Raw genomic sequence first — 22,669 nt, forward strand, 5'->3', positions numbered from 1 at the left:
GGACTGCTGCATGGACAGGTGACACCTGACCTGGCTTGCTGAGAGGCGGCCTGGAAGGAGGTCGCAGTGCCCAAGCCGTATCCGAAGGAGTTCCGCGAGGACGTCGTGCGGGTCGCACGCAACCGTGAGCCCGGCGTCACGCTGGAACAGATCGCCGCCGACTTCGGCGTACACCCGATCACATTGTCGAAGTGGCTGCGCCGCGCCGACACCGACGAGGGTGCCAGGCCCGCACCGGTGTCGGGTGAGTCGGCCGAGCTGCGTGAGGCCCGCAGGCGCATCCGGCTGCTGGAGCAGGAGAACGAGGTCCTGCGGAGGGCTGTGGCGTATCTGTCGCAGGCGAACCTGGCGGCAAAATGATGTACCCGCTCGTCCGCGAGCTGGCCGCCACCGATGCCCTTCACCGGGTGCCGGTGGCGGTGACGTGCCGGGTGCTCAAGCTGGCCCGCCAGCCCTACTACCGGTGGCTGGACCGGCCGGTCACCGATACCGCCCTCGCCGAGGCATACCGGGCCGACGCCCTGTTCTCCTCGACGAGGCCCGCGCGGCCGGTGAGTCGATGGCCGAGCGGACCGCCTGGCGGATCTGCCGCGACAACCGCTGGTGGAGTGCCTTCGGCAAGCGGCGGGGCCGCGGCAAGAACACCAAGGCCGGCCCTCCGGTCCACGACGACCGGGTAAGGCGCGACTTCACCTCGGATGGGCCGAACCGGTTGTGGCTCACGGACATCACCGAGCACGCCACCGGCGAGGGCAAGCTGTATCTGTGCGCGGTCAAAGACGTGTACTCCGGACGCATCGTGGGCTATTCCATCGACGCCCGGATGCAGTCCAGCCTCGCGGTGAGAGCCCTGGAATCCGCCGTCGCCCGCCGCGGCCGGATCACCGGATGCATTGTTCATTCCGACCGCGGGTCGCAATTCCGCTCACGGAAGTTCGTCGCTGTTCTCGCACGTCACCGCATGGTCGGCTCGATGGGCAGGGTCGGTGCCGCAGGCGACAACGCGGCCATGGAGAGCTTCTTCGCGCTACTGCAGAAGAACGTCCTCGACCGCCGCACCTGGGCCACCCGCCAGGAACTGCGGATCGCGATCGTCACCTGGATCGAGCGCACCTACCATCGCCGCCGGCGCCAGAGACGCCTGAGCCGATTGACCCCCATTGAGTACGAGACCATCATGACCCCACCAGCAGCTCTGGCTGCATAAACCCCGCTGTCACCCGAACACGCAGCAGTCCCATGTGCCGCATCATCTGCGGTTCATATTCTGGTAGTTGAGTGTGCTGCTGTGACACGACTGGCTTCAGTGTCTGTTTCGCTGCGAACCGATGCGGGGACGCAGCTTGTACGGGACCTTGGCCACGCCCTCGCGTTCGCTCCACAGCCGCACCCCGGACCGCGTCAGTGTCCAGCCGCTGTCCTCGTAGGGCATGAGTTCTCCGACACTGAGCTGCCCGAGGAGATGGATCAGCTCCTTGGCCATCCGCAGGTCATGCTCGCGTTCTCGTTCGTCCGCGTTCGCGTACCCGTCGGCGCGAGCGGTGAACTCCTCGTAAGTCAGATCAGCGAGGCGGCGTTGATGTTCGAGCAGCGCCTCACGGCCCACGTACGCGTCGGTGTACTCCTTGCCGAAGCGGCGTCCGTACTCACGTACTCGGTGACGTTCCTCCTCGAGTGCTTCAGGACTGATGCGTCGCTGACGGGCGGTGGCGACCTCATCGGCGCGAGACAAGAGCCAGCTGAGAGGGGAGGGGCAGAGGAAGATGCCGAGCCTGTCGTACCCCTGCCATTGGCAGTGGGTGTATCCGACGGCCTGCGCGACCCAGCCGTAGCGTTCCCCTGTGCCTGTGTCCGGAGTCGGATTCTTGAACTCGATGCCGAAGGCCGGCTCAGCATCGTGCCAACCGTCCGCATCGCGCGGCTTCAGCACGGCGTCTATTCGGGTTTCCTCGCCGGTCCAGTAGCGTCCCGGCACCTGCTCCTCAATGTGGAACCACTGGTCCAACTTGCCCATAACGAAGGCACCGAGGGCCTTCTCGTCAGCGAACGTTCCAGGGCGTGGCAGCAATGCCTTCTGTCCGTAGCGCACTTACCCGACTGTACGGTCCACCTGACTCGGGGCGCGAGACTACAGCTGTTGGCGCAGAGTCCATGAGATGTCGTAATCCACATGATCGCGGTAGGTCATCGCCAGCGCCTGTACCGCCTGACGGAGGGCGTCGCGTGCGGGCCCCAGTGCGGCCTGTTCGTACAGATCCAGCACCATACGGCGGGCTTCGATGTTCGCCACGGCTGACATTGGCCCCCAGGTGGCGATCTGATCGGCAACATCCCGCAGCGGACAGACGACAACCAGCTCGTCGTGGTCGTCAACGACCCTCTGGCTACGGGCCGGCCAATGCCGCCAATGGGTGATACCTGCGGCTCCGGCAGTGGCCTCCTCCTCGTCAAGGCGAGCAAGAAGGAAGGCGATCATCGGCTCGTGGTCACGTTCATCGGGGTTGGCCGAGAATCTGCGGGGCCCAAGGGCAGGGTCGTCGTCGGGGCAATAGGTAAGCCAGCCGCTTTCGCCGCGGACCAGGATGCCGCCACCGGGCGGCACATAGGTCGCGCACAACTCGGCGGCGCACAGAGCGCCGTACCTATTGCTGGCTGCCATCCCCGTCACCCTCCCGAGTAATCCGGTGCGCCGCCACAGTAGCTGGTTCTACTGGCACCGCATCGTGAGAGGAAGGAGAGGGGGAACGGGTGCTCTGGGAGGCTGGCTTCGAGGGTCGGAGCAAGGCCGAGCTCGCGGCTTGGCGTAGACCGCTGCGTGACCGAGCGAGCGCACTCTTGGCTGTGACGTGGGAACGGCAGCGGAGGTCCTCAACACTACGGCCCGGTCCCGGGGCCACCCTGATGACTCCGAGGCAGTCGGAGGAGTTGCGATCTCGAAGCGGCTCGATGTGCTCGCGTGAGGTGTTGGTCGGACAATGGGAAGGGGTCGCGTGGGGACCAGTTGGGGACCACACGCTACACGCGGTGGTGCACGATGCATGCCTCCATGCATAACTTACTCCCGGATTAAGTCCGCTATATCCAGAAAATACCCCTGACCCGCACATCTGGGGGTCAAGGGGTCGCAGGTTCAAATCCTGTCGTCCCGACTCGAAAGAGTCGTAGGGTCAGAGGCTGTTTTGGAGCAATCCGAAGCAGCCTCTTGATCGTTTTTGGGGACCCATCGGGGACCAGTGTGCCGTGACCGGGTCGAAGCGCACCTTGACCTGGTCAGGGTGCGCTGCCCGCGCGGATGACGTCGTATCAGGTGGGTGCCGTGGGCGCACTCCTTCAGGCCCTCGCGGTCGACGGGGGCGCGTGAGGCGTCGGTCGCGGCGGGGAGCCCCGCACTGTCACGGTCTGCGTCACCCCAGCCCTGTGCGGGCGAGCGACACCCGGAACGCGTCGATGCTGCGTGCCCAGACCGGGGCCACAGGGCCGTCGGTGCCCAAGGTCAGGAGGTGGGGCCACAGGTCGGCGGAGTACGCCCGGCTCGACTCCATGGGCAGCAACGAGGGCAGGTTGTCCAGCGCGAGCACGGCGAAGGCCGGATCGCCGTCGTGGACCCTGCGTACGGGCTCCTGCCAGGTCGTCAGACGGTCGTAGACGGGCACCGCGTTGCAGGGAGATCCCAGGTCGCAGGTGACGTCGCACAGCACGCCGAGCCGTCTCGCCGGGTCGTCGAGATCGTCCTTCGTCAGCAAGGGGTGCACCGGTGCCGAGGTGCCGATGGCGTTGACCAGGATGTCGTGGGCCAGAAGCAGGCGGCGGTCCAGGTGTGCGGTCTCTGGAGTCCCCCACCGGGTGGTGCGGATCCCGGCGCGCTCCAGAGCCTCGCACGCTCCCGTGCCGCAGCGTCCCTTGGCGCCGACGACCACGGCCTCGACGGTACGGCGAGAGGACTGCCCGGAAGCCCGGAGCCCGTCGAGTGCGGCGTCCCACGCACTCTTGGCGCGGTGGGTCAGAGGGGTGTCGAGCCGCCCACGGGCGTAGAGGGCGGCGAGGGATGCCCCGGCATATCCGGCCCAGTAGCCGAACGCTGCGATCCTCCGGTCCGCGCTGTCGACGGCGTACTCCAGGTCGAGCAGTTCCCCGCCCCCGGCCGTGAACCGGCGGAGCAGCGCGGCGCCGCCGGGCTGCCCCCTGTATGCATGGCCGAAATAGATGTGCCGGTGCGACAGAGCGTACGGCTGCGGGGGAAGTTCCTTGAGGCCGAGGACGTAGGTCTCGGGTGGTGCGCTGGGCCAGGTGCCCGCCCCGGCCACGGCGCAGCCGGCGACGGCGTACGCGTCGATGGGGAAGATTCGTTGCGGTGATTCCTCCACGACCAGTCGGACTCCCCGACGCGTGAGCTCACGTGCGTGTTCCGGCGCGAGCGGAGCCCGCCGCTCCGTGACTCGCGACTCGTGCCGTACCCACACCAACACACCCACCGGCGATGCCGCCTTCCTGCACGTCGTTCACGGCGCCGAGCGGAGCTCGCGGGGCGGACCTCGACAGGCAGTCCACCAGCGGGGCGCCATGTTGACGGGAGATACCGCCCACCGTGGGCACGGCGCCCGTCGGCGGGCACAAGTGAGGGGCTCCGCCTCGAGTGGCGCGCGGTCGACGGCCGGCCATGGGATTCCGTCCGGGAAGCCCGTGCCGGCACTCGGCCGTTCGGTCTCCTCGTCGTCGATGAAGGCCACGCCGTGGTGGAGGCCGGGGACGCGAAGCTCCAGGCGCGTCCGACTTCCCTGGGCGTGATCCCTTTGCCCCCGCCATTCCGCCATGTGCAGGCCCTCGGCGGCTCGTTCCACTGCGCCACGCTGGACATCCGCGGAAGACCGCGCCCATCCGCCTCGGCGGCACGGGATATGACCGAGTTGGTCACCGGGCAGCGGACAGTCGTCCCGGCGCAAGGTCGGGAGTGATGAGGGCGCCCTGGAGCGTGACCCCAAGGCCGAACCTGGGTCCAAAGCGTTTGGACGCCGCCTGCCTGTGGGCTGAATCGGTTCGCTTCCGCACCGTCGGTCAGGTGTGCCGGGGGCCTCGACCTGGAGGGGCGAGTCCGGGCTGGTCGAGAGAGCGAGGGGCGGCCTCGGTCCAGGGGTTGACCGAGGCCGCCACGGGCGCTCCGAGGGATCCGTAGGCCTTGACCGTCACCCGTCGCGCCAATGAGGAGGGGGTAGCGCGCTGGGTGGCTGTTCGACGAGGACGTGGGGCGTCCTCCCTTGGCATCTGGCGGATCCGGAACGCCGCAGTCAGTAAATATATATACTGTCGAGTACGCAAGGGTATGAAAAATTACATGCAGATCAGGACGCTGCGCGTACCTCTGCGGGAGCGGCGCCCATGAAGCCCGCGACCTGCTACTAGAGGAAGAATCCGTGCTGGTCAGCGGCCTGCTCATACTGTTCGAGCCGTGCCTGGGTCCGCTCGGGGTCGGCATCGGCCATGGCCTGCAGCAGGGCGGCGGAGAGCATGCCGGGGGCCGCGTACGAGTCGAAGACCAGCCGTGACCCGGTCCCTGCCGTCAGCACCACGTCGGCCTCGTCGACAAGCGGGCCGACAGTGGGGTCGGTGATCAGCGCCACGCGCAGGCCGGTGCTGCGGGCGGCCCGCAGGGCGGCCAGGGTCTCCTTGGCGTGCCGGGGCATGGCGAAGGCCAGCACCCAGCTGCCGCCGGCCGCCCGGGACTGGAGTAGTGCGTCGTAGGCCACGCTGCCGCCGCGGGTCACCACGCGGACGTCCGGGTGGATGCGGCGGGCGGCGTAGGCGAAGTACTCCGCGAGGGAGACCGAGATGCGGAGGCCGAGGACGGTCAGGGGCACTGAGCGGGCCAGTTCGCGGCCGATCTCCAGTACCTGGCTGGTGTCGGCGAGGAGGCGACGGACGTTCTCCAGGTTCTCGATCTCGGCGTCGACGGCGGCCTGGAGCTCGTTGTGCCGCAGTTGCTCACGGCTGTCGGGAGTGCCGGCCACCGCGCTCAGGGCGATGGGCTGGAGAGCCTCTCGCAGGGCGGGATAACCGCTGAACCCGAGGGATACCGCGAAGCGCGTCACCGAGGGCTGGCTGACACCGACACGTTCGGCGAGCTCGGTGATGGAGAGGAACGCGGCTTCGGTGAGGTGGTCGAGCAGGTACTGGGCGATCCGTCGCTGGCCCGGGGAGAGCCGGTGCCCGTCGAAGAGCGCGAGCAACCGGTCGGCCGGCGCCAGCTCCTCCCGCCCCGGCGTGACGCCACCCGGCGTGATCGCGGCCGCCCGAGCGCGTGCCTGCTGATCCGATGACACCGGCGGACCTCCATCTCGCGTCACTCGTGTCCAACATAGCCCACGTCCCACAAGCGGATGATCATCGCGCCGATGCGGGGCCGGGCCTTCTCGCGGCTGCGGCCGCCCCGACAGCGTCAGCCGGGCGAGACCGTGACCGGTGGCCTCCGCCGTGACTGTCGGTCAGGCTCGTGGGGCGCGTGGCTCCAGCCGGTACTCGAAGGCGAGGGTGCCGGGGTCGAGGGCGGTCGCGCCGCCGTCGACGGTGAGCACCGCACCGTTCACGAACGAGGCGGCGGGTGACAGCAGCCAGGCGATGGCCTCCGCGACCTCGTGCGGCTCACCGGGCCGCCCGGCGGGCAGGACCCGGGTCACCTCCTCGTACGCCGCCTCCAGACCGTCCCCGCCCAGGCCCGCCTCGTCGGCGAACCGGTTCATCCGGCGGTCGGCCATGTCGGTGCGCACCCAGCTCGGGCAGACGGTGTTGGCGCGCAGCCCCGCGCTCCCGTAGTCGACCGCGAGCGAGCGGCACAGCTGGAGCAGCGCCGCTTTGGAGGTGGCGTAGGCGGCGTTCCCGACGCCGTTGCGCAGGGCGGACACGGAGGCCACCGCGACCACCGCGCCGCGGGCGGCGAGGAGGTGCGGGAGCGCGGCGCGCAGCAGGAGGAAGGGACCGGTGAGGTTGGTCCGCATGACCTCGTCCCAGTCCTCCAGGGTCACGTCTCCCACCCCGCCGCCCCGCCCGATGCCGGCGTTGAGCACCAGACCGTCGAGCCGTCCGTATGTGCCGACCACCGTCTCGACGAGCGAGGCCACCGCGGCGGGATCCCCGATGTCCGACGGTACGGGCAGGGCGCCGGTCTCCTCGGCGACCAGCCGCAGCGGCTCGGGGCGGCGCCCGGACACCGCCACCTTGTGTCCCGCCCGGGCCAATGACCGCGCGGTCGCCGCGCCGATCCCCGTTCCGCCCCCGGTCACCAGGTACACGCGCTCGTCCGCCATGTCGGCCGTCTCTCCCGTGGCTCGTCCGCCGTCCCGGTGATCTTAGGCCCGCGACGGTCCGGGGCCGGGCCGGCCCGCGCCTGCGTGGCACCTCAGGAGGACGGCGAGTCGGACGGCCTGGGCGACTACCGCCATGTCGCAGAGGTTGCCGCCCAGACCCGCACTGCGCTGCTCGCGCAGGATTCTGTCGAATCCGTTGAACCGCCGTCCTTCTCGTGTCTCAGAGGGCGCCGACGATGTCCTCGACCCGTTGCTTGGCATCGCCGAAGAGCATGGCGGTGTTCTCCCGGAAGAACAGCGGGTTCTGTACCCCGGCGTACCCCGAGGCCATGGAGCGCTTGAACACGATGACCTTGTTCGCCTCCCAGACGGTGAGCACGGGCATGCCGGCGAGCGGGCTGCCGGGGTCCTCGGCGCCGGCCGGGTTGACCGTGTCGTTGGCGCCGATCACGAGGACGACGTCGGTCCCGGCGAAGTCGTCGTTGACCTCGTCCATCTCCAGCACGATGTCGTACGGCACCTTGGCCTCGGCGAGCAGCACGTTCATGTGGCCGGGCAGGCGGCCGGCGACCGGATGGATGCCGAACCGTACGTCGACGCCCTTCGCCCGCAGCTTCGAGGTGAGCTCCGCGACCGGGTACTGCGCCTGTGCCACGGCCATGCCGTAGCCGGGCGTGATGACCACCGAGCGGGCCGCGCCGAGGAGTTCGGCGGTGGCCTGGGCGGTGATCTCCTGATGCTCGCCGTAGTCGACGTCCGAGGCCGAGGGCGCCTCGATGCCGAAGCCGCCGGCGATCACGGAGATGAACGAGCGGTTCATCGCCTTGCACATGATGTAGGACAGGTAGGCACCCGAGGAGCCGACCAGTGCGCCGGTGATGATCAGCAGGTCGTTGCCGAGCAGGAAGCCGGAGGCCGCCGCGGCCCAGCCGGAGTAGCTGTTGAGCATCGAGACCACGACCGGCATGTCGCCGCCGCCGATCGAGGCCACCAGGTGCCAGCCCAGGGCAAGCGCGAGGACCGTCACGACGATGAGCAGCCACAGCTCCGGAGTGATCACGAACCACACCGTCAGGGCGACGAACAGGCCCAGCGAACCGAGGTTCAGCACGTTCTTGCCCGGCAGCATGAGCGGCTTGGAGCTGATCTTCGCCGAGAGCTTGAGGTACGCCACGATGGAGCCGGTGAAGGTCACCGCGCCGATGAACAGGCCGATGAACACCTCGGCGTGGTGGATGCCCAGCGTGCCGAGCGCGTCCAGGGTCTCGGCCTCGTGGCCGCTGAGGTCGTGCTCGACGTTCAGGAAGCCGTTCCAGCTGACCAGCACGGCCGCGAGGCCGACGAAGGAGTGCAGCAGCGCGATCAGTTCGGGCATGCCGGTCATCTCGACGCCGCGGGCGCGCTGCAGGCCGATCAGCGCGCCGATCAGCATGGCCACGGCCATCAGCCCGAGGCCGGCGGTGCTGATGTCGCCGTCGATCGCGAGCACGATCGTCGCGACGAGTGCGACGCCCATGCCGAGCATGCCGAAGGAGTTGCCGAGCCGTGCCGACTCGTGCTTGGAGAGTCCTGCCAGCGCGAGGATGAACAGCAGCGCGGCAACGAGGTAGGCCGCCTGAGCGGCGATGGTCGCAGACATGTCAGCTCCGGTTGAACATGGCGAGCATGCGACGCGTCACCGCGAAGCCGCCGAAGACGTTGATACTGGCCAGAAGGATCGCCACGGACGAGAGCACCGTGACCGTCGTGCTCGCATGCCCGATCTGCAGAAGCGCGCCGACGACGATGATGCCGGAGATCGCGTTCGTCACCGACATCAGCGGCGTGTGCAGTGCGTGGTGCACATGGCCGATCACGTAGTAACCGATCACGATCGCCAGCACGAAGACCGTCACATGGGGCAGCAGCGCCGCCGGCGCGAACCCGGCGGCGAGGAAAAGCGCCAACGCGCCGAGGGCCACGCCGCCGAACCTCCGAGTCGCCGTCATCGGCGCCTTCTTCAGTGCCGGCTTCGTCTCGGCCGCCGCGGGCGCGGGGGCCGGGGCCGCCGAGACCTGCACCGGCGGGGGCGGCCAGGCCGACTCGCCCTCGCGTACGACGGTGATCGAGCGCTGTACCGGGTCGTCCCAGTCGAGGACGAGCCGGGCGTCCTTGTCCGGCGTCATCAGCTTCAGCAGGTTGACCAGGTTCGTGCCGTACAGCTGCGAGGCCTGGGCCGGCAGCCGGCCCGCCAGATCGGTGTAGCCGATGATCGTCACGCCGTTCTTCGTCACGACCTTCTCGCCCTTGACGGTGCCCACGACGTTGCCGCCGTTGGCGGCCGCCATGTCGACGATCACCGAGCCCGGCTTCATGCTCGCCACCATCTCCGCGGTGATCAGCGTCGGCGCCGGACGCCCGGGGATCAGCGCGGTGGTGATGACGATGTCGACCTCACGGCACTGCGCGCCATAGAGCTCGACCTCGCGCGCCTTGTAGTCGTCGCCCATCTCCTTGGCGTAGCCCGTCTTGGAGACCTCGATCTCCGGGGACTCGATCGACAGGTACTCGCCGCCCAGCGACCGGACCTGGTCGGCGACCTCGGGCCGTGGGTCGGTCGCCCGTACGATCGCGCCGAGCGATCCCGCCGCGCCGATCGCGGCCAGACCCGCGACGCCGGCGCCCGCGACGAGCACCTTCGCCGGCGGCACCTTGCCCGCCGCCGTCACCTGGCCGGTGAAGAACCGCCCGAACGCGTGCGCCGCTTCGACCACGGCCCGGTAGCCGGCGATGTTCGCCATCGACGACAGCACGTCCATCGACTGCGCCCGGCTGATGCGCGGCACGGCGTCCATCGACAGCGCCGTGAACGGCCGGCGGCCCAGCTCCTCGACCATCGCGGGGTCGAACGCCGGGGCGAACAGTGCGATCACCGTCGCCTCTCCCCGTACACCGTCCAACTGCGCGGGACTCGGGGCGTTGACCCCCAGCACCACATCCGCTGCCGTCGCGTCGCCGATGCGCGCCCCGGCGGCCTCGTAGGCGCTGTCGGGGAAGCCTGCGGCGACACCCGCGCCGGAGTCGACGACCACGTCGTACCCCAGTTTGCGGATCGGCTCGAGCGTGGCCGGCGTGGCCGAGACGCGGTTCTCACCTGCCCGCGCTTCCTTGAGGACTCCGACAATCACGCTTGTTCTCCGTTCACTGTTCGGGCCGTCACGGCCGTCATGACTATCGACGCCGAATCGAGTTTTGTTGTCCCTCAGAATCGGTCCGCGGCGACCTCGATCGGAAGCGTGCCAGCCGTGATTAACGCCATATGGACCGTCGTCACTTCCATGGGCGGCGGAAAGAAATCGTCGCCAGAGAGCGACGTGCCCGGCGCCAGGTTATGTCGTCAAATGCCGGGCCCACATCAGGAGTGAGGAAAGGTGACGCCCGCTTCGTAGGGCTCGGCGGTCCTGCCGTGAACTTCTTGCCTGCCGGGCACCGCACCACCACAACGCACAGGCCGAGGGCGATCCGGCGAAGGTGGACACGGCCCATTGATCGGAAGCCCATGGCGTTCTCGTCCGGGACGTAGCGGACGTGCGGGCCGCCGAAGTGAGCACTTTCCAACCTCAGGTTGAGGCGTGATGAAGCACGAGAACGGTCAGGACGGCCAGGAGGTCCATGATCCCGTCCCCGCCGAAGCGGTGGAAGGTGATGCCGGTCGTCGGACGGACGGGGCAGTTCGCTGCTTCGTCGTCGCTCGGAAGGGCGGAGGGGGACGAGGCTGAGCCCGGACGTGAGTTGGGGATCAGGTGGGGGCCCGCACGGCATGCCCGCTGGTGCACGGCGGGCTGTCACGCGCACTTCTTTCGCCCGGATCAAGTCCGCCATATCCAGAAAATACCCTTGCCCCTCACTCCTGGGGGTCAAGGGGGCGCAGGTTTAAATCCTGTCGTCCCGAATCGAAAGAGTCGTAGATCGTGGGGCCGTTTCAGGGATATCTGAAACGGTCCCTCGATCGTTTGGCGCTCGACGGGATCCTCGCCGCCGGGATCGGTCGACATCTACATGGGCCACGGCGGAACCAACTTCGGCTGGTGGGCCGGTGCCAACCGCACCGGGAAGACCCTCACCGACCCCGGCTACCTGCCCACGATCACCCGTGACGACTACGACGCGCCCATCGGCGAGGTCGGCGAACCGACCGAGAAGTTCCACGCCTTCCGCCTGGCCTGGCTGAACGGCTTCCTCCCGGGTCGGCTGTGAAGGGCCCGCAGCGCACCCTCTGCGCGCCCGCGCCCCTCTGGCGCACGGGCGCCAACGAGGTCCTCGTACTGGACCTGGCGGGGCCGGGCATACCCCTCACCGTCGAACTGCGGGGCCTGCCCGACCCTGCGGCGGACGGCGTCGGCGCGCTGCTGACCGGGAGCGCCGGGAGTGCGCGGTATCGGCGGGCACGGCGCCACGAGGAGCGCGGCGAGCACGGCCGGCAGGAGGAGCGCCGGCAGCACGGCGACCACGAGGAATGATGCCCAGCCCTTGCCTCACTTATCGATAATCGATAGATTCCCATCGTAAGTCGATGGAAGGGTGGGTCATGGGGAAGCTGACAGTGCGCGCGTTGCGTGCCGTGCTCGCGGTGGTGCTCGTCGGCACCGTGTTCGTGCAGGCGTTGATGGTGTGGGTGTTGGTCAGTGGGAATGACCCGGAGGACGGGTCGCTCCCACTGACCCCGCTGCGGGTGATCGTGGTCCTGGGGATGGTGTCGGCCCAGGTCGCTCTGGTCTGCGTCTGGCGGCTGGTGGCGATGGTGCGACGCGGAACCGTGTTCTCCCATAGCGCTTTCCGGTACGTGGACGGTGTGATCGGCGCGATCGTGGCGGCGGCCCTCCTGTGGTTCGCGATCACGGTCCTGAACGCGCCGGGCCAGCGGGAGGACCCGGGCGTCACCGTGATCATGGGCGGGATCGGCTTGGCCATCCTGGGAGTCGCGCTCATCGTCCTCGTGCTGCGGATGCTGCTCGCCCAGGCCGTGGCACGCGATGTCGAAGCCACGCGGATGCGGGCCGAGCTGGACGAGGTCATCTGATGCCGATCGCCGTCGACATCGACGTGATGCTGGCCAGGCGGAAGATGTCCGTGGGCGAGCTCGCGGAGCGTGTGGGGATCACGCCCGCCAACCTGGCGGTCCTCAAGAACGGCCGCGCCAAGGCGGTGCGCTTCGCGACGCTCGCCGCGCTCTGCGAGGTGCTCGAATGCCAGCCGGGCGACCTGCTGCGCTGGGAGGGCCAAGACGCCGAAGACGGATGACGTGCCCCGGGGCGGACGCCCCCTGGGTGTCCCGTGGTCCGAGTGGCCCCCGTGGCCGTGCGAGGGTCGGGCGGCTGCGTCAGCATCGATGTGACCTGGGAAGCACGGGATGCGTGAGAGACGGAGACGGCCATGGCAGCAGGTTGGGAGCCCCGACCCTCGACCGAGGCCGACGGAGTCGAATGGCGGCCTGCTCTGGACGTGCCCCCGCCGGGGCAGCAGCGTCGCTGGACCGTGTTCCTGCGCTGGCTGCTGCTCCTGCCGCAGTTCATCGTCGTCGCCGTGCTCTCCTTCGCCGCGTTCTTCGTCACCGTCGCGGGCTGGTTCAGTGCTCTGGTCCTGGGGCGCCTGCCCGACCCGATCGCGTCCTTCCTCGGCTCGGTCCTCGCCTACCAGACCCGGGTCACGGCCAGTGCGACCCTGCTCGTCGACCGCTACCCGCCGTTCGCCTTCGACGCCCCCGACTACCCGGTGCGCATCGAGCTGCGCGCCACCCCGCTCAACCGGCTCGCCGTGCTGTTCCGGCTGATCCTGATGATTCCGGCGGCGATCGTCGTCGGCCTCGCGCAGTCCGGCTGGTTCGCGATCAGCTGGGTGTTCTGGCTGATCGGCATCGTCCTTGGGCGCCTGCCCGAACCGGTCTTCGGCGCCACGGCGGCCGTCGTCCGGTTCCGGATGCGGCTGGCGGCGTACGTGACGATGCTGACCCCGGTGTACCCCAAGGGATTCCTGGGCGACGCCCCCGACGCCGCCTCGCAGCCCGCGTACTCCGCGACGCGTCCGCTCCGCCTGAGCACCGCCGCGCAGGTACTGCTCTGGCTCTTTCTGCTCCTTGGGCTCGCCGGTCATGTCACCTCGGGCTCGATCGACTACGACGACGCGGGCGACGACCGCCCGGATGCGGCTGCCGCGCCGGTCGCCGCGCCGGTCGGCGGCCGGTTGTCCTCGCTGGAGTCAGCCGTGGGCCAGTAGCACGTTCCATCCGCGCCGGATGAGCGCCCCCATGTCGATGGCGGGGTCGTTCAGCCACTGCATCTGGGCTCCCTCGATGATCGAGAGGAAGGTCGTCGCCACGAACTCGGTGTCGTGTTCCTCGGCCTGGCGCCCGGAGCGGAGTCGGAGGGAACCCGTCCCGCGCCCGGCCGTACGGTGACACCCACCGCGCCGCCGCCGGGGCGGGGTGCTCCTTCGGAGGAGCCGGACCGACGGTCCGTTCGGTGCCTCCGAACGGACCGTCGGGCGGTTCGCCTCCGCCCCGGTGAGGTGGGTGCCAGGCGAGCGCGGGGGCCGTGGGTGTCAGGCGAGAGCGGGGGCCCGGGTGAACCTCCTGCGGGGCGTCGGGCTCTCGTCGCAGTCGGGTTCGGGCCGTGGCTCCTCGTCGCCGCGCAGCAGGGCTACCAGCGAGGCGCGGGCCCGGGCCACGCGTGAGCGGACCGTGCCGATGGGACAGCCGATGGTCTCGGCGGCCTCGGCGTAGGGCAGGCCCAGGAGTTGGGTGAGGACGAACGCGTCCTTCCGCTCGGCCGGGATCGCGGCCAGGAGTTCGGCGAGGGCGATGCCGTCCTCGAAACCGGGGAGCCCCTGGGGCTGGGTGTGTTCGGCCTCCCGCTGCCAGTCGTCCCGATCGGACAGGCGAGGGCGGGCGGCCGCGTGCCGCAGGCTGTCGACCACCGTCCTGCGGGCTATGGACAACAGCCAGGTACGGGCCGAGGAACGTCCCTCGAACCGGGGCAGCGCGGCCAGCGCGCGGAGGAAGACCTCCTGGGTGAGGTCGTCGGCCGCCTGCCGGTCGGCGCTCAGGTAGGCCACGTACCGCCGGACGTCGTGGTGGAGGGCGCGCACGAAAAGGTCGGCCTTGGCGGGATCGCCGTCCCTGGCCGCCAGCGCGAGCAGGGTCGTCGCCGCGTCGGTGTCGGCCGTGTGCGGGGAGCGGGACGGGCTCTTCGGTCCCGGGTGGAGGGTGTCGTGGGCAGGAGTCATCGCCACAAGTCCTTAGAAGGCAAAGGGAATCCGGCGGCGCGCGAACGGCGGCACGCCGGTGACTGGTACGGCCCGCCGGAAGGGCGTGGCCGATGCCCGAGCGACGGAACTGCGCCGTCGTGCTCGGGGAGCCGGCTGTCAGAGGACAGCGAGTGCCTGTGGGGGACCTCGGGAGATGACCGAATGGGCCAGGAGGAGTCGGAGCGGGACGCGCTCGTCAGCGGCGCGAACGGGCCGGAGACGAGGCCGGTCCCGCGGTACCGGGACGACGGCGCCGAACAGGAGGCGCAGCGGCCGGAAGAGCCCAAGGGGCAGGGCTCGCAGGAGACGGAAGGCGGCCCGCTCGCCGTACGCCATCCACACGCCGCTGAGCAGCGCGGCCAGCAAGTGCGCCGAGAGCATGCCGAAAGACGAGGTCATGTCCGTCATGTCGTGGGCGGCGGGCGCCATGTGAGACATCGTCATGTGTGCCGTGTGGACGTGATCCATCGGCGTGTGCGCCGTTGTCGACGGTGGCGGGCCGGGCGACGCCTGGGACCAGGAGAACACCGTGTGCAGCACGCTCTGTACGGCCACGGTCGCCGCCGTGACGGCTGACATGCCGCGCTCGTCGCCCGCGAGGATCCAGGCGACCGCCACGGTCACGACGAAGGCGAGGGAGAGCGCCCAAGTGGCCACGGCCTGCCCGGACATCAGGATGTGGCCGGTGGCGGCGAGCAGCACGCAGACGGCCGCGAACGTCGCGGCCCGCACTCCTCGCGAACATCGGCCTGGTGTCATGGCGCGCCCATCCTTGCACCCTCCCCGGAGGTGTGACGGCGGTAGGACACCCCCTAGGCCGCCCCCTCGACCTGTCGGGTCATGAGTACGCGACTGTGGCGCGCCCCACAAGGGTGCCTCGGGAACTCGACGGTGGGTCGCGACGACTTCTGGAGGTCGACGACGGAGAGCTCCGTCGTCGAACGGAGGAGACGGAAGAGGGGGCCACATGGAGACCGCGGATGCGCCGGACATCGCACCGGCCGGGGCCGGAGGTGGCGCGGTACGAGGGCTGACCGCGCTCCTGACCACGGCCATGGCCTTCTCGATGATGCAGCTCTTCCTGATCGGAGCGCTCGGTCCGCGGCTTGTCGACCGGCTCGGCGTCTCGGAGACGGTCCTCGGCCTGACCACGACGGTGGGGTTCGGCACGGCCGCCGTGCTCTCGCCCGCCGGTGGCCGGATCGTCGACGGGATCGGCCCCCGCCGGGCACTCGTGGCGCTGCTCGCCGTCTCGGCGGTGGCGCTCGGCCTGATCGGCGCGGCTCCGGGCCCCGCACTGCTGCTCGCGGCCGTCGCCCTCGGCGGTCTGCCGCAGGCGCTCGCCAACCCGGCGACGAACAAGGCGATCCTGGCCGCCGTCCCGGCGCCGAAGCGCGGCAGCGTGACCGGCACCAAGCAGTCCGGGGTCCAGCTCGGCGCCTTCGCGGCCGGGCTGCCGCTCGCCGCCGCGGCGGGCCTGATCGGCTGGCGGGGTGCGGTGTGGCTGGCCGCCGGGGCGGCTCTCGTCGCGGCGGGTTGGGCCTGGCGGGCACTGCCGGCCGACGCGCCGCCCAAGGGCCGCCCCGCCCTCCGTACTCCGTCCCCTGCCGGCGGCCTCGTGCGCCGACTCGCCGCCTTCTCGTTCTTCCTGGGGGCCGGCATCGCCTCCGTCAACACGTACCTCGCGCTGTTCGGCGCCCGGCGTCTGGGCATGGGGCTCTCCGTGGCGGGAGCGCTGGTCGCCGTCCTGGGCGTCGCCGGGATCGCCGGACGGGTCGGCTGGTCCCGGGCCGCCACGCCCGCGCGGGCGCCCTGGCTTCCCGGCCTGCTCGCGAGCGGGGCCGTGGGCGCGGCCCTGCTTCTGGCCGCGGCCCTTCGCGTCGAGCCGCTCGTGTGGGTGGGGGCCGTGGCGGTGGGGGTGTTCGCCGTGTCCGGCAACGCGGTCTCGATGGTGCTCGTGATGCAGCGCTCCACGCCCGGCCGGGCCGGGCAGGACTCGGCGCTGGTCGCCGCCGGGTTCTTCGCCGGGTTCGCCGTCGGGCCACCGCTGTTCGGGCTGCTCGCGGAGCGCGGCCGGTACGGCGAGGGCTGGGCCCTGGTGGCGGTCGAGTTCGCTGCCGCCGGGGCCGTCGCCTTCGCCTGGGCGCTGCGGGACCGCCGTACGACGACGGGCGTCCCGGCGTGACGGGCAGGGACTGGGCCGAAGAGGCCCTCGGCCTGCTGTTTCGGCGTGTGGGGGAGACCGCAGGGCAGGTGGGCGCGCGTTTCCCGCTGTACGCCGACCCGGCCGACGGCCGGTGGACCAGCACCGGCCGGGGATCCTGGACCGGCGGGTTCTGGGCCGGACTGCTCTGGCTCAGGGCCCGGCAGACCGGCCTCGACGCACACCGTTCGGCGGCGGCCGACGCCACCGCCCGGCTCGCTCCATGGGCCGGGGCGGACACCGCGACCCGCGGCCTCATCGTCTGGTACGGCACGGCCCTGGCCGTCGGGGACGAAGCGGCCGACGCCCTGCGTGAGCGCGCGGCGACGTCCGCCCTCGCCGCCTGGGACGCGACGCTGGGCCTGATCCCCTGGGGCGCGGCGCTCGGCGGCCCACGGCTGCGGGCGCGTGCGGACGGCGTACCGGGCCTCGTACCCCTGCTGGCATCCGCCGGGGCCGAGGGGCAGGCGGCGGCCGCCGCGCACCTGCACCGTCACCTGGAGCTGTGTCTGCCGCGCGCGGGGGACCGACGCCCCCGCCCGGCCTGGCGCTGGGACGAGGCGAGCGACTGGTCGGCCGAACCCGACCCGGCGCCCGGCTGGACCAGGGGCGAGGCATGGCTGCTGCTGGCCGTGGCGGACGCCTTCGTCCACGCGAGGAACCCGTCGTCGCGCACGGACCGGCTGACCGAAGCGGCCGAACTGCTCCTCGAACGCTGCGAGTTCGTCACCGGGCCGCTCGTCCCTCCCGCCGACGCCGACCGTCCGGGCGGGCCCCTGGACACCTCGGCCGCCGCCATCGCTGCGGTCGCGCTGCTGAAGCTCGCGCTCGTCCCCGGAGCCGGGTGGGTGCCCGCGTGCGTCGCTCGCGCGGAGGCCGTCCTGCACCGGCTCACGCACGCCCACCTCACCCGCCCGGGCGGTCCCCGCCCGCCGGGCATGCTCCTCGACGGCTGCTACGACGCGCCCAACGGCACGGCCGTCCGGCACGAACTGGTCTGGGGCGACTTCTTCCTGGCCCTCGGCCTCACCGCGCTTCTCGGACGGGTCGACCTCAGGAGGGTGTGACGGCCGGATCCTGCCGGCTCCGCAGTACGCGCCGGGCGACCGAGGAGATGTGCTGCTCGTCGGGCCCGTCGAGGATCCGGGCCGTCCGGCCCGTACGGAACAGCGAGGGAAGCGGGGTGTCCGGGCCGAGCCCCGCGGCGCCGAAGACCTGGACGGCCCGGTCCGCGACGTCCTGAAGGGTGCGCGCCGCCGCCGTCTTCGCCAGCCCCACCTCCACCTGGGCGTCCCGGCCCTCGGCGACCAGCGCCATCGCCTCGTGGACGAGTGGACGGGCGGTCCGCAAGGCCAACAGCGCCTCGAAGACGTGCTGTTGGACGAGCTGCCGGTCCGCGAGCGGCCCTCGCACGCCCTGCCGTGCGGTGGCGCGCCCACACATGAGGTCGAAGGCCCGCTGGGCCTGACCGATCCAGCGCAAGGCCCGGAGCGTACGCCCCAGTTGGAGGCGCTCGCCCGCGACGGCGAGCGCCCGGCCGGGCGCGCCGACGAGGCCGTCCTCGGCGACCTCGACATGGTCGAGCTCGATCTCGTACTGCCCGGTCGCGCCCAGGACGGGCAGTTCACGGACGACCCGGAAACCGGGGGAGTCCGTGGGGACGAGGAGCAGGGACAGCCCCTCGCGGTCCCCGGCCGACCCGCTCGTGCGGGCGAGCACGGTCACCAGGTCGGCGTCCGCCGCGTTCGACACGAACCACTTGCGCCCGGTGACGCTCCAGCCGCCACCGGCCCGCCGCTCGCCCCGGGTCGCCGTGAGCGCGGGCTCTGTTCCGGGTGCGTCCGGCTCCGTCATCGCGTAACAGGCACGGAGGTCACCGGCGACCAGGCGGGTGAGGCAGTCCGAACGCACTCGCGAGGAGCCGTGCCGGGACAGCATGGTCACGTCGAGGAGGGACGCCGACCCCAGGGCGGCCGGACCGTGGTCGCTGGCTCCCTCGGCCTCGGCGAGCGACGCGTACGCGCTCAACGTCAGCCCACCGCCGCCCCGTTCGGACGGCAGGGGCAGCGCCCAGAGGCCCGCCCCGCGCGCCTCCGCCCGCAGCCGCTCCCGCACCTCGCCGGCGGCCGGTCCACCGGCGTCGAGCAGGGGCTCGCACGGGAACACCCGGTCGCGGACGAAGGCGGACACCCGCTTCCGCAGCAGGGCGACATCCGGTACGTCATGATCCGTCACGGTTTCTCCTCCATCCCGGGAACTCGACAGAACACGCGTCCGACTGCCTGCCCGGGGAAGTGGTCGGGCGCACCGGCCCGCCAGTTCCCGCACCGCATCAGTTCCCGCACCGTGACGGTCCCGCACGGTGGCAGTCCCCGAGCGCCGGCCCTCGCCGCGCCAGGAGAGGAGAGGCATGGCGTCACCAGCGACCACGCACAGCGCGGTCCGCCGCCCGCTCGACGCACTCCGTTTCGAGATCGCCGGGCCTCCGGCCCTTACCCGGGTCGTCGGCGACCACCTGGGGCGGCTCGGGGCGCGGTCGCACGACACGGGCGCCGGGGAGATCGTGCTCGACGGCGGCGGCTTCGGACCCGTCACTGCCCGCACCGCGTGGGGTGCACGCGGCTCCGGCATCGAGGACGAGGCCACCGCACAGGCCGCCACCGGCGTCATGGCCGTGCACGGACGCCGCCACGGGACACCGCGCGGCCTCGCCGTCGACTGTCTGGCCACCGCCACCGGCGTGCTCACCGTCCAGGGACTGCTCGCCGGACTCATCGGTCAGGCCCGAGGGGCCGGCCCGGCACCGCGCCTGAGCACGACGGCCGACCGCGCCGGCCTGCTCACCGTCTCCCAGTACCTCGCCGCCGCCGGAGCCGACGAGCCGGAGGCCGTCGAACCCGCCCCCGGCGGACCGCCGTTCACCTCGGCCGACGGCGTCCACTTCGAGCTGGAGACGCTCGACCCCGGAGACTGGGCCGCGTTCTGGCGGGCCCTGGAGGCTCCCGCCGATGCGATACGGGCGGGGTGGCGCCCCTTCCAGTTCCGGTACGCCACCGCCTGCGCACCGTTCCCGGTCGTCCTGCACGAGGTGACCCGGCTCCACACCTGGCAGCGGATCCGGCAGGCGGCCGGACCGTCCGGAGCGGAGGTGTGCCGACTGCGCACGCTCGCCGAGCGGGCCGGGGAGGGCGACGGCGCCGACCCGTGGGCCCTGGACGTGCTGCGCCCCGGGTACACGGCGACCGCCCCTGGTCCCGGGCCGGGTGGGGGCGCCGATGATGACCGCGCCCGTCTGCCGCTGGCCGGCCTGACCGTCCTCGAAGCGGGCCGCCGTATCCAAGCGCCGCTCGCCGCACACCTGTTGGGGCTGCTCGGGGCGCGGGTGGTCCGGATCGAGCCGCCGGGCGGCGATCCGCTGCGCGGGATGCCGCCCGCCTGCGACGGGGTCTCGGCCCGCTGGCTCGCGCTCAACCGCGGCAAGGAGGCCGTCGAGATCGACATCAAGTCGGCCGGCGACCGGCGTCGCCTGCGCGAACTCGCCGCCGAAGCCGATGTGTTCCTGCACAACTGGGCCCCGGGCAAGGCCGCCGAGCTCGCACTCGACGCCGAGCACCTGGCCGAAGCCAACCCGGCCCTCGTGTACGCCTACACCGGCGGCTGGGCCGACCGCATCGACGACGCCCCCATGGGCACCGACTTCATGGTGCAGGCCCGAACCGGCGCCGGGGAGGCCGTCCACCCGGCCGGCGAACCGCCCGTACCGTCCCTGATGACACTCCTCGACCTGCTGGGTGGACTGCACGGAACCGAGGCGGTCCTCGCCGGACTCCTGCTGCGCGAGCGCACGGGTCACGGCGTACGGGTCGAGTCCTCGCTCCTCGGCGCGGCCGACACCCTGCTCGCCCCCGCGCTGCGAAGAGCCGCGAGGGGCGAGGACCCGCGCAGGCCCGCCGGCTTCCGGCACCCGCTCCGGACCTCGGACGGCTGGATCGCCCCGAGCGACGCCTGCGCGACGGCCGCCGCCGCGTACGACGTCCGGGGGATGTGCACGGAGGACGCCCTGGACCGGCTGCGCCACGACGGCCTGACGGCGACCGCCGTCACCACCGACCTGACCGGCCTTCACCACGACCCGCGCCTGTCCGGCCCGATCGGCCGGGACGCGCACGGTGCCCCCGCCGTTCCCGACCCCTGGAGCTTCGCGTGACCGTCACCCTGACCGACCTGCTGCCCACTAGGCTCCGCCGCTCCTGGGCGGTGGACGGCACCTGCCCGGACCTCGACCTCTACAGCCTGTTCCGGGCCCGGCAGATCGCCGACCTGCACCGCACGGCCGTCATCGACGCCAAGGGCAAGCTCTGTTACACCGCTCTCGACCGCAAGGTCCGATGTCTGGCCGAGGGCCTGCGCGGCCTCGGCGTCGGCGTCGGGGACGTCGTCGCCGTACAACTCCCCAACCACCGCAACGCCGTCATCGCGGACCTGGCCCTCGCCGCCCTGGGAGCGATCGCCCTTCCCTTCCCGGTCGGCCGCGGGGCCGTGGAGGCCGAGGGCCTGCTGCGCCGCTCGGAGGCCGCGGCGGTCATCGCCGCCACGGAGCACCGCGGCCAGACGCACGCGGCTGACCTCAAGGCCCTGGCACCGGCCCTGCCCGCACTGCGGCACGTGATCGCCGCCGGACCCGGCAGCGCGCCAGAAGGAACGATTCCGCTCGCGGAACTCCTCCGTACCGACCCCACCGGCTTCGTGGCGGCCCTCCCCGACCCCGACAGCGCGGCCCGCATCCTCGTCTCCTCAGGGTCGGAGGCGGAGCCGAAGATGATCGCGTACTCCCACAACGCCCTGGCCGGCGGGCGGGGGAACTTCTTCGCCTCCCTCATGCCCGACGACACTCCGCCCCGCTGCCTCTTCCTCGTCCCGCTCGGCTCGGCGTTCGGCTCCAACGGCACGGCCGTCACCCTCGCCCGGCACGGCGGCACCCTCGTCCTGCTCGACCACTTCAACCCCGAGGCCGCGCTCGCCGCCGTACGGGACCACGCGCCCACCCACATCCTCGGCGTCCCCACCATGATCCGGATGATGCTGGAGACCAGGGAGACCAGGGAGACCAGGGAGGCCCCGGAGCGCAGGGAGGATCCTCTTCCGGCGCCCACCGCGCTCGTCCTGGGCGGCGCACCCCTCGACGAGGTCACCGCGAGGGCGGCGGCCGAGGCGTTCGGCTGCCCCGTCGTCAACCTGTACGGATCGGCCGACGGCGTCAACTGCCACACCGGCCTTCAGCACATGGTGCCGCCCACCGACCGCTCCGGTGTCGTCGCGGGAAAGCCCGATCCCCGGGTGGCGGAGATCCGCATCGCCGACCCCGACACCCACGAGGAGCTGACCGACGGGCGGATCGGCGAGATCGTCTCGCGCGGCCCGATGACCCCACTCTGCTACGTGGCCTCCCCGGACCTCGACGCCCGCTACCGCACGCCCGAGGGCTGGGTCCGCACCGGCGACCTCGGATTCCTCGACGACGAGGGTGTCCTCCACGTCGTCGGCCGCCTCAAGGACGTGGTGATACGCGGCGGCGCCAACATCAGCCCCGCCGAGGTCGAGCGCGGCCTCGTCTCCCATCCGCAGGTGCGGGACGTGGTCTGCGTGGGGGTGCCGGACCCGCTGATGGGGGAGCGGCTCGCCGCCTGCCTGGTGACCAGGGGAGCGCGGGTCCCGTCGCTCGCGGAACTCGGTGAGCATCTGGCCGAGTCGGGGCTCGACCGGCACAAGCACCCGGAGCACCTGCTCCTGCTGCCGGAACTGCCGCTCACCGCCGCCGGTAAACCGGACCGTGCCGCGCTGCGGCGCCGGATCGTGGAGGAACGGGGCGCCGCACTCGTCCAGGCGTGAG

The 22,669-nt window shown here is 71.4% G+C and carries 18 protein-coding genes and 2 pseudogenes; 10 read left to right on the top strand and 10 right to left on the bottom strand.

Annotation, left to right across the window (positions count from 1 at the left end; all coding sequences use genetic code 11):
• The first annotated feature begins 66 nt into the window (after positions 1-66).
• Positions 67-1,207 (top strand): annotated as a pseudogene (locus OG514_RS26400) (IS3 family transposase).
• 96 nt (positions 1,208-1,303) lie between these two features.
• Here OG514_RS26400 and OG514_RS26405 read toward each other — a convergent pair.
• The 7 genes from OG514_RS26405 to OG514_RS26435 all read right to left on the bottom strand — a co-directional run bounded on the left by OG514_RS26405 (position 1,304) and on the right by OG514_RS26435 (position 10,462).
• On the bottom strand, positions 1,304-2,089 hold the full coding sequence (locus tag OG514_RS26405; RefSeq protein ID WP_266898946.1) for a hypothetical protein: 786 nt from the start codon (positions 2,087-2,089) through the stop codon (positions 1,304-1,306).
• A gap of 39 nt (positions 2,090-2,128) precedes the next feature.
• Entirely contained in the window at positions 2,129-2,659 is a 531-nt protein-coding gene (locus OG514_RS26410) for a DUF6221 family protein (protein ID WP_266898948.1), read from the bottom strand.
• 745 nt (positions 2,660-3,404) lie between these two features.
• Positions 3,405-4,472, bottom strand: coding sequence for a saccharopine dehydrogenase (locus OG514_RS26415; protein WP_323181610.1), 1,068 nt, complete (start codon positions 4,470-4,472; stop codon positions 3,405-3,407).
• Positions 4,473-5,393: 921 nt separating this feature from the next.
• The gene (locus OG514_RS26420; protein ID WP_266898950.1) at positions 5,394-6,314 is read right to left on the bottom strand and encodes a MurR/RpiR family transcriptional regulator; all 921 of its coding nucleotides are present in this window, start codon (positions 6,312-6,314) and stop codon (positions 5,394-5,396) included.
• 162 nt (positions 6,315-6,476) lie between these two features.
• A complete protein-coding gene (locus OG514_RS26425) occupies positions 6,477-7,295 on the bottom strand; it encodes an SDR family NAD(P)-dependent oxidoreductase (protein ID WP_266898952.1) in 819 nt (272 codons plus the stop codon).
• A gap of 220 nt (positions 7,296-7,515) precedes the next feature.
• Positions 7,516-8,934 carry a Re/Si-specific NAD(P)(+) transhydrogenase subunit beta gene (pntB, locus tag OG514_RS26430; RefSeq protein WP_266898954.1) on the bottom strand — a complete coding sequence of 473 codons (1,419 nt, stop codon included), beginning with the start codon at positions 8,932-8,934 and terminating at the stop codon, positions 7,516-7,518.
• 1 nt (position 8,935) lies between these two features.
• Positions 8,936-10,462: a Re/Si-specific NAD(P)(+) transhydrogenase subunit alpha gene (locus tag OG514_RS26435; protein WP_266898956.1), complete on the bottom strand. Its 1,527-nt coding sequence runs from the start codon at positions 10,460-10,462 to the stop codon at positions 8,936-8,938.
• Positions 10,463-11,318: 856 nt separating this feature from the next.
• Here OG514_RS26435 and OG514_RS26440 point away from each other — a divergent pair.
• The 5 genes and pseudogenes from OG514_RS26440 to OG514_RS26460 all read left to right on the top strand — a co-directional run.
• Positions 11,319-11,492 (top strand): annotated as a pseudogene (locus tag OG514_RS26440) (beta-galactosidase); the annotation flags it as partial.
• Between the two features lie 35 nt (positions 11,493-11,527).
• Positions 11,528-11,794, top strand: a complete 267-nt coding sequence (locus OG514_RS26445; protein WP_266898958.1) for a hypothetical protein — start codon at positions 11,528-11,530, stop codon at positions 11,792-11,794.
• Between the two features lie 68 nt (positions 11,795-11,862).
• A complete protein-coding gene (locus OG514_RS26450) occupies positions 11,863-12,354 on the top strand; it encodes a DUF2975 domain-containing protein (protein ID WP_266898960.1) in 492 nt (163 codons plus the stop codon).
• A complete protein-coding gene (locus OG514_RS26455) occupies positions 12,354-12,575 on the top strand; it encodes a helix-turn-helix transcriptional regulator (RefSeq protein WP_266898962.1) in 222 nt (73 codons plus the stop codon). Before OG514_RS26450 ends, OG514_RS26455 begins: the two co-directional genes overlap by 1 nt.
• 132 nt (positions 12,576-12,707) lie before the next feature.
• On the top strand, positions 12,708-13,547 hold the full coding sequence (locus OG514_RS26460; protein WP_266898964.1) for a DUF4389 domain-containing protein: 840 nt from the start codon (positions 12,708-12,710) through the stop codon (positions 13,545-13,547).
• A 324-nt stretch (positions 13,548-13,871) separates the two neighbouring features.
• On the opposite strand, the gene OG514_RS26465 is transcribed toward OG514_RS26460, so the two are convergent.
• Together OG514_RS26465 and OG514_RS26470 are read right to left on the bottom strand one after the other, a co-directional pair.
• The gene (locus tag OG514_RS26465) at positions 13,872-14,555 is read right to left on the bottom strand and encodes a sigma-70 family RNA polymerase sigma factor (protein ID WP_266898966.1); all 684 of its coding nucleotides are present in this window, start codon (positions 14,553-14,555) and stop codon (positions 13,872-13,874) included.
• Between the two features lie 138 nt (positions 14,556-14,693).
• Complete coding sequence (locus OG514_RS26470) at positions 14,694-15,335, bottom strand: hypothetical protein (protein WP_266898968.1); 642 nt, start codon at positions 15,333-15,335, stop codon at positions 14,694-14,696.
• 208 nt (positions 15,336-15,543) lie between these two features.
• Between OG514_RS26470 and OG514_RS26475 the strand changes: the two genes are divergently transcribed.
• Both OG514_RS26475 and OG514_RS26480 read left to right on the top strand, forming a co-directional pair.
• Positions 15,544-16,761 (top strand): MFS transporter, encoded by a 1,218-nt coding sequence (locus OG514_RS26475; RefSeq protein WP_266898970.1) that lies wholly within the window; start codon positions 15,544-15,546, stop codon positions 16,759-16,761.
• A 68-nt stretch (positions 16,762-16,829) separates the two neighbouring features.
• Entirely contained in the window at positions 16,830-17,846 is a 1,017-nt protein-coding gene (locus tag OG514_RS26480; protein WP_266898972.1) for a sugar ABC transporter permease, read from the top strand.
• Here the strand turns inward: OG514_RS26480 and OG514_RS26485 are convergent.
• On the bottom strand, positions 17,833-19,014 hold the full coding sequence (locus OG514_RS26485; RefSeq protein ID WP_266898974.1) for an acyl-CoA dehydrogenase family protein: 1,182 nt from the start codon (positions 19,012-19,014) through the stop codon (positions 17,833-17,835). The genes OG514_RS26480 and OG514_RS26485 overlap by 14 nt on opposite strands.
• 175 nt (positions 19,015-19,189) lie before the next feature.
• Between OG514_RS26485 and OG514_RS26490 the strand changes: the two genes are divergently transcribed.
• Together OG514_RS26490 and OG514_RS26495 are read left to right on the top strand one after the other, a co-directional pair.
• On the top strand, positions 19,190-20,986 hold the full coding sequence (locus OG514_RS26490) for a CoA transferase (RefSeq protein ID WP_266898976.1): 1,797 nt from the start codon (positions 19,190-19,192) through the stop codon (positions 20,984-20,986).
• Positions 20,983-22,668, top strand: coding sequence for a class I adenylate-forming enzyme family protein (locus tag OG514_RS26495; RefSeq protein WP_266898978.1), 1,686 nt, complete (start codon positions 20,983-20,985; stop codon positions 22,666-22,668). The genes OG514_RS26490 and OG514_RS26495 overlap by 4 nt, the downstream gene beginning before the upstream one ends.
• Position 22,669 lies beyond the last annotated feature (1 nt).

It is taken from the genome of Streptomyces sp. NBC_00572 (genome assembly GCF_026341815.1).
Classification (GTDB): domain Bacteria; phylum Actinomycetota; class Actinomycetes; order Streptomycetales; family Streptomycetaceae; genus Streptomyces.